The sequence below is a fragment of the Natronoflexus pectinivorans genome, from assembly GCF_004345615.1.
Lineage (GTDB): Bacteria > Bacteroidota > Bacteroidia > Bacteroidales > Marinilabiliaceae > Natronoflexus > Natronoflexus pectinivorans.
Genome location: NZ_SLWK01000007.1, coordinates 211,425 through 230,264, shown reverse-complemented (window position 1 = coordinate 230,264; position 18,840 = coordinate 211,425). Strand labels below are relative to the sequence as shown.

Here is an 18,840-nt window from a genome sequence, read left to right as displayed (position 1 = left end):
AATATTGAAATAAAAATTAAGGTAGATAATTAAAGTTTTCAACAGGTAGTTGGATCTTGTAAAATCTTGTCAACCTCTATTATGAAAAGACAGTTTGGGGGTGGCAGCGTAATTAATTGATGCAAATCGGGGATAATTTTGAGGTAAAAATATAATAAATTAATGTTAGTCTTGAAGCAGCTCGTGTTTTGATAACCAACACAGTTTAAAAGAGTACCAAAACATTTCATTTTATAACATAAGCATAAATTGAGAATTAGAAAAAATATAGAGATTTATATATGCATAATTGCCGGATGGCTTTTCTGCTGGTCATCAAATTCATATGGCCAACAGGAACCGCTTTTCACTCAGTATATGAATAATCCACTTTTGATGAATCCGGCATTTGCCGGCACAAGAAATTCATTGGCCATGGATATGTTTGTTCGTTTGCAATGGGTGGGAATGCAAGATGCTCCAGCGACCTATTATTATGGCGTTCATACGCCAATCAATGACACCAAAATGTCGATAGGAGGAAATATTCTATCCGATCATGTAGGACCGGTAATGACCAATCAGCTTTCTTTTGTATACTCCTATCTTGTAAGAACCGGACTTCAGTCATTTATTTCATTTGGGATTAGCGGCGGAGTCAATAATTACTGGGCCAATTTAAGTGGACTCCGAGTTGTAAACCAAAACGACCCACATTTTACCGGCAGAATGGAGAATGAATTCAGACCAACCTTTGGAACCGGCGCTGTTCTTTTTACTCCGGATTTTTATTTGAGCGTATCTGTACCCCAGGTTTTAAACTCCCATATTAGTTACACTGAAAGAGAAAACCACACATTTGATACGCGCAGGCATTATTACTTAACTACAGGTTATCGCTTTCATTTTAATCCTGAATTAAACGCCAGGATTTCAAGTTTAGCCAGAATAGTTGAAGATGACATCAATACTTACGATTTCCATATGCATTTCACCTATAATAATTTCTTGAAACTAGGTGGTGCTTTCCGCATAAATAATGCTGCCGCACTTATTGTAGGTATACAGATAAATGAAAATTGGGGAGTTAATTACTCATACGATTTTCCTCTATATTCCAACACCCTACACAACATCAGCAGCCAGGAAATATCAATCACCTTTGATAGTTTCAGATTTGTACAGAGAAACCGTGACAGAGAATTCCGAAAAGCTGCTGAAGATGGCGGTGTCAGATCTTTCAGGTATTTTTAGGTTTTACTCTGCTTACCAAAAAGCTAACGAGAGAAATAAAAACTCTTATAACAACTGTTAGCAGATAAAAGAAAAATGTTAACATCAGAATTAATGGTTGAAATGTTATCATTTCAACCCAACTGGTCTCATATTTCCATATGGCAAAGGCATTTATCAAATTTGCCACTCCCCACACAATCAATAAAAAATATAGCTCGGTTTTTATTCTTTTACCGGAAATTATAATATCTCTCATAAAAATTTTGTTTTACAGTTCCAATTAAGGCAGAAAAACCCTTCATCAATAAACAAACACAGATCAAATAACCAGATATCTATTAAATCAAATATTTATCCGGCATTGTAACCGCCTGGCCAGAATCTATAGCCATTTGTCCAAGAATGGTCCAGATTGAGCCATAATAACATTGCTCGAACATCCCCGGAATAGCTTTTCCTTCCCGAATGGCATCAGCAAAACCTATAACCTGTTCCAATGAACCGTCACGCCATTCCCAAGCAGGCCACCAATCGGGTCGAGGGTTATTCGCTAAAATGGGATATCCTCGTTCCTGAATGGCCAGTTCCGGCTCCCAGGATGAACTACCCAACGGAATTTTTCCAAAAACATTAGATTCCAAATCCTGTATCAACTGCACAATACCTGGAGGTTTAGGCGGAACCGGGGGCTCCTCATAAAACTTACGATTATTTTCAAGTTCCAATGTTCCCTTATCTCCCAATACCTGAATTTCAAGTCCATACTTTCTGTTCTGGATCATAGAGTCGTATATAAACTGAGTGCCATCTTCATATGAGTAGATAAGAGCCACATTATCTTCCACTTCACGTCCATCTTTCCAATAACTGATGCTACCGGCACCACGAACAACTTTAGGAAGAGCTTTTTTGACCCAGTTAGCAACCTGAATATGATGAGAGGCCAACTCGGTCATTAAGCCTAAAGAATAATCGCGATACAACCTCCAATTGATGAATCTCTCCAACTCCGGTTGATCAGAAGGAACAGGTCGACGCCAATTATTGTGACGATGCCAGAATGCTCTCATTTGAGTCACCTTCCCAATTTCTCCGGAATGCACGTAATTCATTCCTTTGAGAAATCGTGGGTCAAATAGACGTTGGTGTCCAATCTGAAGAACGTTACCTGTTCTAAGATGCGCTTCAGCCATAGCGTATGTATCCTCCAAAGTTAAGGCCATAGCTTTTTCACAAAACACATGAATGCCATTATTGAGGGCATCAATGGTTGGTGCTGCATGTTCATGCAATGGCGTTGCAACAATGATACCGTCCAAATCTTTCATTTCCAGCAAAGCTCTGTAATCCCTAAAGACTTTAACACCGGGAGCCAATAACAAAGCACTCTGAATACTTGGCTCATAGACATCACAAATAGCCACAAGCTCCATGTTCTCATGTTCCTGCAAGGCAAGCACACATTGCATTAAATATTGTCCGCGTGAACCAGCTCCTACCACAGCCAGTCGAACTTTTTCCTTTTTCCCTCCGGTTTGTGCAGATAATTTTGTATTTAACAAAGCGGCCGGAGACAGCATAACAGTTCCTGCCAAAAGTCCGTTTTTCAGGAAATTCCTTCTACTTAATTCGCTCATATCTATTTACCCGTTCTAATTAATTCGTTCAAATTCAAGCATATCTTGCCTGCATTGATATATTTTGGCTTTAGGGAAATTCATTTTAATGGTTTTAATCTGCAATTCATTAGCAGAAGTAATTGCGGTGGATAAAACCTCCGAAATCATTGGAGAATCAGTACTCACAACAACTATATTGTGATCTTTGATCGATGTAAAATCTACACTCCGTATCACATGAGATTTCAAGTTATCGTTATTTTCAGACCTTTTCAGCCCTGAAACAGATACGGACTGGCCGTTTAATTCCAACTCAAGTAAGGCTCCGCTCTGAGGATGTGTGATGGATAATGGCCAGGATTTTCCTAAAGGATGTTCTCCAATAACTGATATTGAGCTTTCTCCAAAACTAATGAAAGCAGAATCTACCTTATGCTTTTTTAGGAGTTTTAGGATTTTCTCAAGAGCCCATCCTTTTCCAAAACCCCCATAGTCTAGTCCTGTACGAGGATTTTTTATAAAAAGTTGCTTTTCTAAGGGATTCCATAAAACATCCTTCCATCCCAATGATCCTTGTTCATCTATATACGACTCATCACGAGTCGCTTGAGTATAAAAATAAAGTGCCGGATCAAAAGCGCCGGATGTTTCTGTATTAAACTTTTGAGAAAGGTTCAAAACTTCAGACATCTCATCAGTTACACTTACCGGCTTTATTATCGCGTTTGAGTTGATAAATGAGACATCGGAATCAACCATAAAACAACTCAAACGGTTCTCTTCCGATTTTACTACTTTCTCGATTTCATCAGCAAGCAACAGTCCATTGGCATTGGTTAAACGTGGTATTACCACGTTTAACCTTGTACCCATGGCAAAAAATGTATGATGAAAAACCTCCATCTACTTGGTAATACTCATAATATATTCTCTGCTAACTGGAACCCGTTCAATAACATCGGGGCTTTCATCTTCAATATAATAATATTCAATATTGGTTTTGCGGGCAGCTTTCAACACTGCAGGAAAATCGACCTGACCAGTACCAAGAATTACATCATTTTCCCTTGGCGTTCCGCCTGAGAAATCTCCAACAACTCCTCTTCTTAAATCTTTAAGATGCATCAACCGGAATCGGTCAGGATAGGTTTGAAGCAACTCTACCGGATCGGCTCCCGGATGAACAGTCCATAAAAGATCCAGCTCAAAACTAACATACTCCGGATTGGTATTTTGCACTATGTAATCAAAAAGTGTTCCATCACCATGAGAACGGAATTCATATCCATGGTTATGATAGCAAAAATATAATCCTTCCTTAGCAATTTTTCTGCCTGCTTCGTTAAAATCATTAACAGCACGACGGGCATCATCTAAGGAGAACTCTCCCTCGTGAGGGATCCATGCCACACGAACATATTTTGCTCCAAGTGTTTTTGCATCAGAAATAACCTGTTCGGTATCATTCACCAAAGTATGATAACCTACCCCGTAGGATGTGCAGATCATACCACGTTCATCCAACAATTGCCGAAGTTCAACAGCAGTTAATCCAAACAAATTGGAGAATTCAATGTTGGTTATTCCCATCTCTTTAATTAAATCTAGCGTGGCGGGAACATCCTCAGAGAACTGATTTCGAAATGAAAATGAGACAACACCGGGATCGGGAACATATGCTTTTGGTTGTGAATTACAACCAAAAGCAATTGCTGAAATAATTGCCAGACAAATAATACGGCATAAGACTTTATTCATTGTTTTTTCATTTGATAATAACCGTGTAATTAATCTCGTTCACGTGCCATTTCCAATGCACGTGTGGTGGTGTAGTACTTGGTTAGCATGTTTGGCACCTCCCAATCGGGAAGTTTTCCATCCACCAAAAAGCCAAGATATTTTTCTGCTACACGACCGAAGTGAGCTTCATGCCCAATTCTATAGTGATTTGGTATTTCCACACGGAATTCAGAACCTTCGAAAACAAGTTCAACTCCGGGGAATTGATTTGTTATTTTCTCAAAGCCATTACGGACTTCGGGCTTCCAACTGGTGAAACTTTGTCCTGGTGCAGGTTCAATATACAGCATGGGTATAAAGTTCTGTTCAGCACCCTGTCTGATGATTAAATTTGATTTGCTCCCGCGCATGAGCGATACGTGAGTATCGCCTCCTCCTTCCGGAGCTTCGTAATCCCATATCACAGAAACCCTTGCATGAACGTCTTTTAGTTCATAGCTCATCTCACCATTGGCAAAAACCTCAAGAACATCATTGTCATTAAAATCACTCTTCATATAATCCGGAACCTCCTGAAGTCCGGTAACATCCAAAAATTGCTGACGGGAAACATTCGTTGGCCACCTGCGAGCATCATACACGTTGACATCCGATTTGTAATTGAGGATAACATCAGGAAAACAGATCCATTGGATCAGATCCACCAAGTGTGTGGTAACGTCAATGATCCCTTCTCCCTGCTGAGAGACATCGAAATACCAAGGTGGTCTGCGTAACACAGAACCAGCAACATATTTAAAAAAGTGATGAACACTTTCCTTAACTACCGCAGGATTCTCCGGGCTACCCTTTTCCATGGTTCCAAAAATTTCGGGCACCAAACCTATGGCTCTTTGCAGTTGGCCAGTTATTTCATAGCGCTCAGTCATGATATCGTAAAGTAAAACATCATTTTGTTTGGCAATTTGAAATGCTTCTTCAAGCATTTCAAAACTGGCACCATCAATAACCATTGGTTTATCGGAGAGAACATTAAATCCGTTTTCAACTGCTGTTTTAATGTAAGAGGTTTTCAATTTATTATTCCCTGCTAAAACCACCACATTTCCCTTTCTCTCGGAAAGCATTTTCTCAAGATAATCCGGTCCGGTATAGATCAGACTTTCCCAGGAAGTTGGATCTTCGCTTCGATTATTAAAGCCGTTGATTCTTTGCATGTGAAGATCCAGATCGGGACCTCCCGGTGCATAAACATGCACCGTAGGATCCACCTGACTATACATCTCCTTTTGAATTAGAGCTGCATGAAAATGTCCGGGATTCAAAGTAATTAACTTCACTTCATTGTCTGCTCCTGTAAACCCTTCTTCAGAAGGCTGCTGACATGAACTTAAATGCATCATCAACACTGTACTTAGTCCTATAATTAATCTCATTTTCTGAATATTTAAAGTTTGGTCAATTATATAATTGGCTCCCATCCGGGCTCATATTCACGTCCCCAGAGTTTGAGCGCATCATTGTCTTTTGCTCTTCCGGTAACCGGATCGATGGTAAGATCTTTTCCTAAGCGGTATGAAAGATTTGCTAAATGACACATGTGTGTGCTTTTCATCATTTCATCTACTGGCGATTTTAATTCTTCTTTTCCTCGAATGGTATTAAAAAAGTTTAGTACGTGGTTGGTAGACATTCCGCCACCGCCACCAAGAGCGGTTCCACCTTCATCATCGGCAGACTCGCTGTCTCTCAGTAATTTCCCATCGCGATTATACAGTTTATATCCTCCTCTGTTGACAAATACTGTTCCCTCGCTTCCAAAGATTACGGTACCTCTATCAGACCCATAAGTATTATAGGCATTTCTACTTTTACCATCCCATTCAATAACTTTGTTACCAGGATAATAAAATGAGGCCATCATGGTGTCGTACATCGTCCAACCATCATTCATAAAATGACGCTTGTCGGCCTCAACACTAACCCTTTCAGGATGGTCAACCTGAAGCGCCCACCGTGCGATATCCATTTCGTGTATGGCATTGTTACCCGTCTCTGCGGTTCCATAAGTCCATCCGTACCAGTGCCAATGATAATCCCATGTATTGTGCTTATATTCCTGACGAGGTGCAGGCCCCTGCCACAACTCCCAATCAAGTCCTTCAGGAACTGGCGCTTTAGTAGCTATCGGAGTCTCACCCCTGTTGTTTGAGTAGAAAGTAACTGCTTTGTAAGGAACACCAATTATTCCATTATGAATTTGTTTAACAATCTCAATGCTTTCGCGTGATGATCGTTGTTGGTTCCCTAACTGAATCACTTTGCCATATTTCCTGTATGCTTGAGCCAGTAATTCACCCTCGCGTGCATTATGACTCCCGGGTTTTTCAACATATACATGCTTGCCGGCCTGAACAGCCATAATTGCACCTGGCGTATGCCAGTGATCAGGAGTGGCATTGATTACGGCATCAACGCTCTTGTCGCTTATGATTTTACGAACGTCATTTTCAAGCTTAAATTTATAATCCAGATGTTTGAATGAATTAGCTGCACGATCACGCTGACCTTTCATAACATCACATAAATAGGCCAAACGTACATTGCTCGATTTCATAGAAATGGGATCATTAAAAGCGTACAAACGTCTTCCCAGTCCTACAATTGCAACATTGATTCTATCGTTTGCACCCATAATGCGGGCATAACTACTGGAACTCATACCCATTCCCGCCATGGTAAAACCCGCCGCTCCCAATGCGGATTTCTTAATAAAGTTTCGTCTGCTATTCTCCATAATTCATCCTGTTTTTAATAGTACAATTCTAAAATAAGAGATTGCAATTTACGCAACAGGTGATCATAAAGCACATGCTAATTGATTCAATTTCACCCGATATTTGTTTCAAACCCCAAGCAATCATCTCATACACATCTAGTAATCAGTATTCTGATGGGGTTTTCCCATAAACCTTTTTAAAACAGTTCCTGAAGTAATCAACATCTTCAAAACCCACCCTGAATGCTACTTCATTGATGGTGATACCGGATTCGCTTTTTAATAAAATGCAACTCTCGCGTAACCGGATTCTTCGGATGAATTCAACGGGTGAAACTCCGGTGAGTGAGGAAATCTTCCTGTAAAACGTTGACCGGCTCATGTTTAGTTTACGACTTATTTCTTCGACACCAAAACCAGTTTCAGTCAGATTTGACAACACCAATTCAGTCACAGAATCAAGCAATGGATCTCCTTTTGACTCTTTGTCAGAAGCAGGAATTTGATAGTGGGATAGCAATCTTTCCCGATAGTGCTTTCGGGCAGATAAGATATTACGCACCTTACCTGCAAGCAACTGAACATTAAACGGCTTGACAATATAATCATCAGCTCCACAATCAACACCTGCCTTTTGGTGTTCGGCTGCCCCCAAAGCCGTTAAAAGCAGTACAGGAATATGTGCCGTTGAAACCTCTTCTTTTAACCTTCTGCAAACTTCAAAGCCATTTAATCCAGGCATCAAAATATCAGAAACAATGATATCGGGAATATGCTCTACAGCCAATTGCAGCCCCCTGTTGCCATCAGAAGCCTCCAATATTTTAAAACCTTCAAATCCATCTTTGATAAATGCTCGCAGGTCATCATTATCCTCAATTATCAGAACAGTAGTTTTGCCAGGGTCTTCATCAGATTTCTGGTTTTCCAACAAACCTGATGGTAAGATTTCCCGGGTCTCAACGCCCTTATTTTTTGCAGTGTGACTGACATTGAGAGGAAATCGAAACAAAAATGTACTTCCATTTCCAGTAGATTGCTCAAGCAGAATGTCCCCTCCATGCAATCGAGCCAAATCCCTTGAGAAAGAGAGTCCGATACCCAATCCATCGTTTATGTTTTGGCGTGAATGACTGGCTCTGTAGAATCGATCGAAAATACGGGATTGTTCTTCAGCAGGAATGCCTGCTCCATGATCAGCAACTCGTATTCCAATCACTTTGTCTTCATTTGTAAAAACAATTTCCGTTTCGAGCGTAATCTTCCCCCCAGTTGGAGAATACTTTATGGCATTGGTAAGCAGGTTCTGAATAATTTTCTCCACAATATCAATATCAAAGTAAGAAGTGGGGATATGTTCATTCAATTTAAACTCAATTTGTAGCTTTTTTTCTGCTATCAAATTATGACACAACTCAACCTGATTGTGCAAGAAGGAATTAATATCACCTGCAGAAAGCTCCACAGGCATTAAACCAGAATCAATTTTTCTAAAATCAAGTAGTTGATTGATTAATTTATGCAGATTTCGGGCATTGCGATAAACCCTGTCCAATCTATCTCTGACAGATTGGGGAACATCACTGTTGTTCAGCATTTGTTCTACGGGCCCCAAAATCAAAGTCAAAGGAGTACGGATTTCATGGGAGACACCTGTAAAGAATCTCAATTTGCGTTCATCCGCATCATGAACCATACGAGTCATTTCGACCACCTGATCCCGTTGACGAACAATCTCGTCGTGCTGATTTTTTAAAATATCGTTTTGATTCTGCAGTTCACGGGTTTTCTCTACAACCTGGTTTTCCAATGTGATTTTTTGTCGTGTTAGTGACCGCAACCTTAAGCGATAGAACAAAACAATGATTGCAGCAAAAATCAACATCAACAAACCTCTGAACCAAGTTGTTTGATAAAATGCAGGCAAAATATTGATGGTTAAAGAAGATTCACTCCAAATACCATCGGGGTTAGCACCCCGAACACGCAAAATGTATCGTCCGGGCTTCAGCCCGGTAAAGACAGCAATCCTCTCTCCTGATGAAGCATCAAACCATTGTGTATGCAAGCCCTCGAGAAGAAACTGATACCTGTTCTGAGTTGGAGAGGCATAAGATAGCATAGCAAACTCCACAGAAAAAAAATTCTCATTGTGTTTGAGGGTAATTTCTTCCAAAAAAGATAACGCTTCCGGAAGAATGATACGCCCATTATAGGTTTCTCCCGGTTGAATAAGATCATTGTGCAAACGAAAACCTGTAAATCTCAAAGGCGCTGCAAACTGGTTCTCCCTTAAACTATCGGGGTGGAATGCAAAGAAACCACTGAGTCCACCAACGAATATTTTCCCATCTCTGCTGATTGAAAAAGCATCATCTGAAAATTCTATACCCGATAAGTAAGTTTTAAAAGTATTGTTTTGAGGGTTAAATCTTGACAAGCCATTTGCTGTGGTCAACCAAAGAAATCCATTTTGGTCTGGCATTATGCCATAAACGATGTTGTTGCTTAACCCATCTTCCTGTGTGAAATGATAAAAGTTTCCTGTTTCCTTGCACAAGCGGTTTAAGCCGCTGTGTGTGCCAAACCATAAATCCTGATTCAGATCTTTTGCAATAACGTAAACCTTGTTGTGCGATAATGTGGCGGGATCGTCCAGGAAATGTCTGAAATTAGTAAATTCTCTGGTTTCCGGATTCAATCTGAACACACCAATACCATCTGTAGCTAGCCACAGATACCCATCTGCATCTTCACAAACAGATCTGAAGAAGTTACCAAGATTCGGAGATTGCGTGAATTCATTTCTATACCACTCAACCCTATTATTGCGAGGATCATATTGAATCAGCCCATCTGAAGTTGCCACCCAAAATCTACTTTTGCTATCCTCATAAAAAAAATAGGTATGCCCCCCAAAATGAATGCGATTTCCAACAGAATCCTTTGCAGGATGAAACAGGACATTCCCCGTTAAACCATCACGCTCAATTTGGGAAAATCCTGAATAATATCCCACCCACAACCGATCCCGGGTATCCAAATACAAATCCCTTATGCTGTTGTTATACAAGGCTCCATTCACACCAGAGTTGGCTTCAAAACGCTCAATTTCTCCAGTTTGCACATTGATAAAATCGACTCCCTGGTTGCGACTACCCATCCAAATATTTCCATCCACATCCTGACTAATGGCTCGAACATCGTTGCTATGAATCGAATTGGGGTTGGCCGGATTGTGAACAAAACGTGTAACAGGCTGCTTATAAGGGTCGTATTTAGCCAACCCATTAAAACGTGTACCAATCCATAGGATGCCTTCCTCATCCGTCATAAGGCTAATAATCTGATTTCCAGGGAGACTGTGCTCATCGTATAGAGCGTTAATAAAATGTGATTCAGCGAAAAGTTTTTGTGCCGATTCCTTTAAACGAAAAAGCCCTCCATGGGTACCAAGCCAAATTTCATCGTTCTTTCCCATCACTATGACACTGAAGCCTCCTGTGGAACTAAATTGTTCATTTAACTCTGCGTCTGTAAGTTGCATTTCAAGAATAAATTCCCCATCCTCCTCCCGAAAGCAACTCAGTTGTGAAGAGCTGACAGTCCATAAACGTTGATTGTGATCAGTTTTAAGCGAGAGAACCTGACCTCCTGTTTGGGATTGAGGCAAATAAGCATGCTGAACAATTTCATCTCCCAGCGAAATCAACTGCAAACCATTATTGGTTGCCACCCAGGTTTTATCATGACACCATTTATTAAGAGCCAGGATGTTATTCCCTGCCAATCCATCACCAGTAAGAAATACAGAAAAATGACCCGATTCACGATTTAGTTTGTTTAAACCGTGATTGGTTCCAACCAAAACATTATTGGATAAGGGAAGAATTGCGTTCACGTTGTTATCAGACAGCGCTCCCTCTTCGGTATCATCAGAGGGATAATTTCTAAACATCAATGTTCGTGTATCGAACATTGACAATCCACTTCCTGTTGTTCCAATCCAAAGCTTACCTTCATCATCGGCCTCCAGAGCTACAGTAATATTTGAACTTAAACCGCCAATATTACCAGGCTCGGGTTTATAGGAAACAAACTGAAATCCATCAAACCTGGAAATTCCATCATATGTTGCAAGCCATATAAAACCACTGGCATCCTGAGCTATGCTAAACACAGAATTCTGTGGCAACCCCTGAAAAGTTGAATATCGCTCAAATGTTACCGGAGTCTGAGCGCTAAGAACCATCGCATTAGCTACGAAAATTGCCAACAACAAATATCTGTACATATAAAAGCTCATACATGGCCTCATTGGTAAATACTTTTCAAACTAAAACATGTGCAAATCTGAGTCCACAGTGAAAACCTTTTTATACATCGCATGTTTTAACTGGTATAAGGAAGCAAATATAATAATTTACAAAACAACGCTCCTATTAAGAAATTGAATTTGGAATAAAGATGTTACGATACCGTAACATCTTTAGAACTATTAGTTGAAATTTTCTATTTTAGCAAAAAAAAGACATGCGCACGCTATTAATATTCATTTTATTCCCACTGTTGATATTCTCATGTAATCAGCAGCACTCCTATCAACTTGAGAATGTTGACATTATCAAAATCGACGATTCAATACCTCAAGATGAAAATATAGTTTCAGTGATTAAACCTTATCGTGATTCCCTGGAGTTGATCATGAATGAGGTGATTGGCAGAAACAAATCGACCATTCGATCGGTTAAACCGGAGAGCCCATTATCAAGTTTTGTTGCCGATTTGGTATTGAAGGCAGGAAAGGAGTTTCTTATACGACAGCATGCTGACGAACATCCTGTTATCAGTGTTATAAATGTAAGGGGCTTAAGAGCCCCACTTCCGGCAGGAGATGTTACCATCAGAAACGCATTTGAAGTGATGCCATTTGAAAATCAAATGGTAGCAGTTAAATTGAATGGCAAGCAGATTGAAACACTATTTAATCATATCGCATCAATTGATGGAGATGGAATATCCGGTGCTTCATTTACACTAATTGAAGATCGCGCAGAAAAAATCAAAATTCACAATCAAAAGCCAAATCCAAACTCACTCTATTGGGTTATAACCTCAGATTATTTGGCAGCAGGTGGGGATCATTACAATATTTTTCAGCAATCAGAACAAATAATAACTTCACGAAAAACCATCCGGGATTTGATTATTGATCACATCAAAATGCTAAACAAAAATGGAGAGATTATTGAACCTGATAACACAGTTAGAATAACTGTGAAGCAATAGTTGGTATTAAACCGGCTAAAATTGAAATACAATTCACCATTTAAGAAGTTAACCATGTATAACAATCGACCATATAGCAATAGAATATATACAGTATTTTTATTGATGCTTTTATTTACCGCATTTTACTCATGTAAGGATTCAAATGAAACTAGAATAACTATACTGCATACCAATGATTTACACAGTCACATTGAACCACTTCCGGAAAATCATGGCAGATTCCCGGGCATGGGAGGATTTGCACGAATAAGCACCATAATCAATCAAATCCGTGAAAATACTGAACATGTTTTAGTGTTTGACTCGGGAGATATGTTTCAGGGAACTCCTTATTTCAATTTCTATGAAGGGAGTCTGGAGTTAAGGCTGATGAGTAAAATGGGATACGATGCAGCCACATTGGGAAACCATGAATTTGATAATGGAATAGAAAGTTTGAGTAATCAGCTCAAATATGCAAGTTTCCCTTTTATTTCGACAAACTATGATGTAGAAGGAACTTTGCTTGAAGGAAAAATTAAAACATACCACATAATTGAAACCGGTGGGGTTCGGATTGGGATCATCGGACTCGGGGTTGATCCTGATGGACTTGTTGCTCCGCACCACGTAGACGGGCTTAAATGGCTTGACCCTGTTGCCACAGGTGATAAAGTAGCTGAATTGCTAAAAACACAATACCATTGTGATATAGTTATAGCGTTATCGCATCTTGGTTATGATATGGGGGAGGATCGTTTTGATGACTTAAAAGTTGCAGCGCAAACCCATCATATTGATGTGATACTGGGTGGTCATACACACAGATTTATGGAGGAACCACTCTTCGTCACTAATCTGTCCGGCAAAGAAGTAATCATATGGCAGTCAGGCCAAAATGGGGTACAAATGGGCAGACTGGATTTTGTTTTCCGTAAGGGAAAACAAACCGAATTGGTTAATTCCTCTGCAATTGCTATTAAGCTAGATTAATAAGATATATCCAAGAGAGATAGAATAAATCGTCCCGAGGTTAAACCCCGGGACGAATTGATTAGAAATCTTATTATTGCTGTGCCATGAAAAGCATAATCTAGCGGATGATTAACTGACGTGTAACAGGCCTTACAGTATCATTGGTTTGAATAATCACAATATAATTTCCGGGGTTAAAATCCATTGAAGATAAGGATGCTACCCTGTTCGTCACCATTAGTTTTTCAGAGTGCAATAAACGACCTGCTAAATCATAAATACTTACATACAGAGTTCCATCTGTTATTCTTTCTGCTACAATGTTGATGTTCTGATTTCTTGAAACAGGATTAGGAATGATTTGCAGAGAAGCATTTAATAATTGGGAGTTTTCAATGTTTGTCCCATTATCTCCTCCGTTATCTCCCCCATTGTCATCTACAGGAAATTCAAACGGGCCAATATCAATCATATCCCCTTGAACCCTCGGTTCACCTCTAAAATCAAAAGATATCCAATCGGGCATGTGCTGAGTGCTACCAGAGTCAATGGCAGGAGATTCATTTTGCAAATTAAACTCAAAATTTAACGCATCTACAAAAAGAGGATCATCCGTTAAACTATTAACACCAGTACCATCCTCTACAATAGAACTGCGTACAACAATGTTTCTAAAATGATCGAAACTTTGATCGGCTCTATTTCCCCAAAATATGGAGTTATGAATATGGTTGAGATTTGAGTTAGATGCTGACATGGCTCCACCCATCCTTCCAGCGTGGTTGTTATAGAAAAGACAGTTATAAAATCTCATTGAAGAATTTGAGAATACAGCACCACCGTGATCGTTTGCAGAATTCTCTGTGAAAATAACATTTGCGAATACAGGGTTGGACATTGCATCAGCATAAACTGCTCCTCCATTACCAGTGGCCGAGTTATTTCTGAACCATACATTAGCCAGAACAGGGTTGGCATTTTCAAGGTATATTCCTCCTCCCAGATTGTTGTTATTGAACGAAAATGATGCATTACCATCCTGAATGATAACACCATCAAGAATTGTTTCTGAGGAAACAGGATGGTTCGTCGTCCCAAGAATCTTTACCACATGAAACGACTTAATATCATCACCTATCAAACCGCTCAGGATGGATTGATTATTAACAACATCCCTTTGATTAAACTCGGTTTCATTGCCAAAGAATCCTCCAAATACTTTAACTCCATCAGACAACTGGAAAGAGATCTCTCTGTTACCATCATTGGTTGGCGTATAAATTCCCTTTGCAACCCAAATGCTATCACCAAAAGATGCGATGGATAAAGCATTTTTTAAATCAATTGCATCATTCCAGGATGATCCGTCACCAGTTCCATTTGGCCTTACAAACAATGGTTCATCTCTTCTGATTCCAAAATTGTACCATGGTGACCACAGCAAATCACCGGACTGATCGTGAGCACCAACTCTCCATGTCACTCTGTCGGCAGGTTTTAGTCCTGTTAGCTCAAAGAACTCTGAATCGATTCCCTCTTCTGTTTCAACATGCTGATTGTTTATCTGATATTGCAATCTATAGTGAGTTATGGTGGATGGTTTTTCAGTCTCCCACTCCCACTCCAATGTCACATTAACTATTTCAGGAGTAAACAATGTATTATTCAGAGGGGCAGTAGGAAAAGGAACCGGAGTGGCACCTTCAAAAATACCAGCATCAACATGGCTTCCCTGAATACGTTGATTTTGTGCAAAATCCTTATCCAACCAAGCCGGAATTCTAGCATTATCTCCCATATTAATAGCCGGCGACAATGAATTTATCCTAAAATCAGACTCATCAGGATCAAGAAACTGTGGATTATCACTTCTAATCTGAACCCCGGTAAATCCGCCATCTACAATTGAATGCGATGCAGTTACCTGAAACATCTGAGGAAATGACGGAGCACTGTTGTTCCATACGATTGAATTGATCACAGAAACCCCTCCCTGTGGAATCAGCTCTCCATTAATAGCTCCTCCACGGGTTAAAGCTTGATTCCCGAATAATACACAATTGACCAAAAGGAGATCTCGGTTGGCAAGTATTGCACCCCCAAATCGCCCCGATTTGTTATTGCTAAAAATGGTGTTATAAAATGACGGTGAAGAATTTCCATCAGTAAAAACGGCTCCTCCAAAATTTAATGAATAGTTATCTCTAAACCAGCAATTAACAATAATTGGAGAAGCATGTTCAAATCGCATAGCAGCTCCCCTGTCATTAAAATTGGTTTCGCTGTTGCCATAACCACCTTCTATAATAAAACCATCCATTGTTGCTGAGAAAGTAATGGGCAGTTCTGCAGTTCCTCTGGCAGTTACCACTCTGAAACTATTATCAGTTTCAGAATCCGGATCGCCAATGTTACCGCTAAGTATGGTTTTATTCTTAACCCAGTTTCTTTGATTTAAGGAGGTTTCATTGCCGGCAAACCCTCCATAAAGTTTCATGCCTCTCTTTAACTCAAAGGATGCATTTCGATTTGTTGAACTCGTTGGCTTATATATTCCTGATTGAACCCATATCTCGTCACCGTGAATATAATTATTTATGGCTCCCACCAAGCTGGAAGCATTTGACCATGAACTGCCGTCACCTGTTCCATCAGGTTTTACATAGACAGGTCGATCCCTTTGTATGGTAAAAACAAACCAGCCGGCCCAATTTTTATTACCGAAGACATCCACACTACCTACGCGCCATTCTACGCGATTGGTAGAACTTAGTCCGCCAATTGTTTGCATCAGTTGATTTCCCGGAATGTTCGATACAACAATTTTGCTACCTCCATCTACAATATACTCCAGTTCAAAACCAACCACATCAGCGGGTTTGCCAGTTGTCCAGTTCCACTCAAGAGAAACATCTGTGGTTCCGGCGCTAAGAAAACTGTTATTAAACGGAGACACTAAATATGGGGTGATTACAGCCCCTTCAAATGGTCCAATATCAACGATTGACTCAATGACTCGCGATCCACCCAGATAATCCACTGTATGCCATGATTCCACATAGGCATTATTTCCAGAGTTGATGGCAGGTGAGCTACCTCTTAGTCTGAAATCCTTATTGGGGGCATTAAAGAAAAGCGGATCAGAAGAGATATTTCCATCGCCGGAATACCCTCCCTCAACTATAGAATTTGAAGCAGTTACACCTGATAACTGAATGCCCAAAGGAGAAAAATTGCCCCAAACAATGGAATTAAGCAGCAATGTTTGCATTGATCCTCTGACAGCTCCAGCACCTGAAGACGATGTATTTCCATAAAATAAAGAATTTATTAGACGTAATCCTCCATTTGAAAAAACAGCACCACCATCACCGTTGGATTGATTTTCGACCAAAATACAGTTGGCAATTTTAGGAGAACTGTTTTCATCTCCGTATACAGCTCCTCCAACTCCTGAGGAAACGTTATTCCTAAGCCATACATTCATCACAATTGGTGAGGCCCATTCCATATAGATACCACCACCATTGCTAAAATCACCTACACCGTTAGCATTTCCATGCTGAATATAAAAGCCGTCAAACTTTGTTGATTCTGAAATGGGATTAGATGATGTTCCAATAATTTTAACAACATGATAGCTGTTATCGCTGTGATTGCTTACTTGACCAATATCCCCACTTAAGATGGTTTTATTCAAATACCAGTTTCGCTGACTTAACTGTGTTTCAGTACCATTAAAACCTCCATAAACTTTTACTCCATCAGGAATAACAAATGAGATGCTTCTGTCGGCGGTATTGGTTGGTTTATAAACACCGCCTGCGACCCATATTTCATCACCGGCAGTGGCCAAATTTAAGGCTCCTTGTAAATGAATTGCATCAGACCAGGAGGTTCCTGCTCCCGCAGCACTTGGGGTTACATGAAAAACATTAGTTGCTTCAATACTGATGAATGAGGCGCAATACAAAAAGCAAAGTAGTAAAATTCTCATCGGATCTGTTTTGATAAGGTTAATGGCTTAATCAGCGACTTAATTTAGTATTTATTTAACGAGTAAAATCCAAGCAGAATAAGAATTCCGTCAGATTAAATAAAAGATTAGCATGTTAAACTAATTTAATTTTCTACGAATTTGAGAAGTCAAAGTTGCAATAAATCGATATAAATATAGCAATATCAAATAAATATAATTGCTCAAGTGAGATAAACAGAGAATTTCACACGATTTAGATCGTTAGACTAGTGTCAAATCTGAATTGTCTCCCTTGCTCACCCCTAACCCCGTTCGGCTGGGACTTCAGCGTGAGTTCAGTCGAACGCTCACTTCGAAGCCAAAGGGGAACCGCCAAACGCACCAGACCAACCTGTAATCTCTTGGTTGTCTAGACACTATACAACTATTGATATTTAGTTTCTAAAGAATTATATAGATTATATATCTTTATCCCGAGGCCTCGGGATTAGAAAGATAGAATACTAACTCAGATTCTTAGACTAAAATATCCACGAATGAGTTTAAATTAAAAAAGTTCACTTAGGTGAACTTTTTTAATTTGGTCAATATTGTTCTGGCATAATCTCTATACCGAATTTCTCATCCAATATTTATTCGACTGGCAATTGTCGTTTAAATGACTCATCAAGAGAAATAATGGTTTCGGTTGATGAAATACCGGGGATGGATTGCAATTTATCGTGGAGAATTCGTTTCAGGTGTTCGTTACTTTTGGCGTAAATTTTAATAAAAATTGCATACTGGCCAGTAGTGTAGTGACACTCTACAATCTCAGGTACCTGCTCCAACATCTGAACAACTTTATCGAACAAACTGGCTTTCTTGAGAAAAATTCCCATAAACGCACAAGTATGGTACCCTATTTTGGACGGATTAAGGATAAACTCGGAGCCCTTAATCACGCCTATATTCATCAAACGCTGTATGCGTTGATGAATAGCAGCCCCTGAAACTTTACACTCTCTGGCGACTTCCAGAAATGGAATTCTGGCATTTTTAGTAACCAGTGAAAGTATTTTTCTATCTAAATTATCAATTTGTAATCCGGGTTCCATAATATAAAGTGGCTTTATAACAAATTATTACTACGTTATGAATATTACTAATACTTTGTTACGAAATTAAAACTTTACAACCGAATATACAATAATTTATAAGTAATTTTGAAATTACAATTTCAAAATCATCAGAAAATAAATATCAAGATAAAATAAAAACTT

General features: G+C 39.5%; 11 protein-coding genes. 3 read left to right on the top strand and 8 right to left on the bottom strand.

The genetic code is table 11. From position 1 onward, the window contains the following. Positions 1–249: 249 nt before the first annotated feature. Positions 250–1,233, top strand: coding sequence for a PorP/SprF family type IX secretion system membrane protein (locus EV194_RS11025; RefSeq protein ID WP_132434091.1), 984 nt, complete (start codon positions 250–252; stop codon positions 1,231–1,233). Positions 1,234–1,553: 320 nt separating this feature from the next. On the opposite strand, the gene EV194_RS11020 is transcribed toward EV194_RS11025, so the two are convergent. The 6 genes from EV194_RS11020 to EV194_RS10995 form a co-directional block, all read right to left on the bottom strand. Then, a complete protein-coding gene (locus EV194_RS11020) occupies positions 1,554–2,852 on the bottom strand; it encodes a Gfo/Idh/MocA family protein (protein ID WP_132434090.1) in 1,299 nt (432 codons plus the stop codon). A gap of 15 nt (positions 2,853–2,867) precedes the next feature. Further along, complete coding sequence (locus EV194_RS11015; RefSeq protein WP_165921871.1) at positions 2,868–3,707, bottom strand: FAD:protein FMN transferase; 840 nt, start codon at positions 3,705–3,707, stop codon at positions 2,868–2,870. A 30-nt stretch (positions 3,708–3,737) separates the two neighbouring features. Next, entirely contained in the window at positions 3,738–4,592 is an 855-nt protein-coding gene (locus EV194_RS11010; protein WP_132434088.1) for a sugar phosphate isomerase/epimerase family protein, read from the bottom strand. Positions 4,593–4,621: 29 nt separating this feature from the next. Beyond that, positions 4,622–6,010 (bottom strand): putative oxidoreductase C-terminal domain-containing protein, encoded by a 1,389-nt coding sequence (locus EV194_RS11005; RefSeq protein WP_132434087.1) that lies wholly within the window; start codon positions 6,008–6,010, stop codon positions 4,622–4,624. Positions 6,011–6,036: 26 nt separating this feature from the next. Continuing rightward, positions 6,037–7,371, bottom strand: coding sequence for a Gfo/Idh/MocA family protein (locus EV194_RS11000; RefSeq protein ID WP_132434086.1), 1,335 nt, complete (start codon positions 7,369–7,371; stop codon positions 6,037–6,039). A gap of 145 nt (positions 7,372–7,516) precedes the next feature. Next, positions 7,517–11,659, bottom strand: coding sequence for a hybrid sensor histidine kinase/response regulator transcription factor (locus tag EV194_RS10995; RefSeq protein ID WP_165921870.1), 4,143 nt, complete (start codon positions 11,657–11,659; stop codon positions 7,517–7,519). A 227-nt stretch (positions 11,660–11,886) separates the two neighbouring features. On the opposite strand from EV194_RS10995, the gene EV194_RS10990 reads away from it, so the two are divergent. Then, on the top strand, positions 11,887–12,642 hold the full coding sequence (locus EV194_RS10990) for a 5'-nucleotidase C-terminal domain-containing protein (protein WP_132434084.1): 756 nt from the start codon (positions 11,887–11,889) through the stop codon (positions 12,640–12,642). 21 nt (positions 12,643–12,663) lie between these two features. Continuing rightward, complete coding sequence (locus EV194_RS10985; RefSeq protein WP_132434083.1) at positions 12,664–13,617, top strand: bifunctional metallophosphatase/5'-nucleotidase; 954 nt, start codon at positions 12,664–12,666, stop codon at positions 13,615–13,617. A gap of 100 nt (positions 13,618–13,717) precedes the next feature. Here the strand turns inward: EV194_RS10985 and EV194_RS10980 are convergent, their stop codons facing one another. Then, on the bottom strand, positions 13,718–17,596 hold the full coding sequence (locus EV194_RS10980) for a choice-of-anchor Q domain-containing protein (RefSeq protein ID WP_132434082.1): 3,879 nt from the start codon (positions 17,594–17,596) through the stop codon (positions 13,718–13,720). A gap of 614 nt (positions 17,597–18,210) precedes the next feature. Further along, complete coding sequence (locus EV194_RS10975) at positions 18,211–18,675, bottom strand: Lrp/AsnC ligand binding domain-containing protein (protein ID WP_132434081.1); 465 nt, start codon at positions 18,673–18,675, stop codon at positions 18,211–18,213. Positions 18,676–18,840 lie beyond the last annotated feature (165 nt).

Excerpts from the sequence above, each read along its gene's own strand:
- EV194_RS10975 (WP_132434081.1), bottom strand. The coding sequence starts at position 18,675 with ATGGAACCCGGATTACAAATTGATAATTTAGATAGAAAAATACTTTCA.
- EV194_RS10990 (WP_132434084.1), top strand. The coding sequence starts at position 11,887 with ATGCGCACGCTATTAATATTCATTTTATTCCCACTGTTGATATTCTCA.
- EV194_RS10995 (WP_165921870.1), bottom strand. The coding sequence starts at position 11,659 with ATGAGCTTTTATATGTACAGATATTTGTTGTTGGCAATTTTCGTAGCT.
- EV194_RS11010 (WP_132434088.1), bottom strand. The coding sequence starts at position 4,592 with ATGAATAAAGTCTTATGCCGTATTATTTGTCTGGCAATTATTTCAGCA.
- EV194_RS10980 (WP_132434082.1), bottom strand. The coding sequence starts at position 17,596 with ATGAGAATTTTACTACTTTGCTTTTTGTATTGCGCCTCATTCATCAGT.
- EV194_RS11000 (WP_132434086.1), bottom strand. The coding sequence starts at position 7,371 with ATGGAGAATAGCAGACGAAACTTTATTAAGAAATCCGCATTGGGAGCG.
- EV194_RS11020 (WP_132434090.1), bottom strand. The coding sequence starts at position 2,852 with ATGAGCGAATTAAGTAGAAGGAATTTCCTGAAAAACGGACTTTTGGCA.
- EV194_RS11015 (WP_165921871.1), bottom strand. The coding sequence starts at position 3,707 with ATGGGTACAAGGTTAAACGTGGTAATACCACGTTTAACCAATGCCAAT.
- EV194_RS11005 (WP_132434087.1), bottom strand. The coding sequence starts at position 6,010 with ATGAGATTAATTATAGGACTAAGTACAGTGTTGATGATGCATTTAAGT.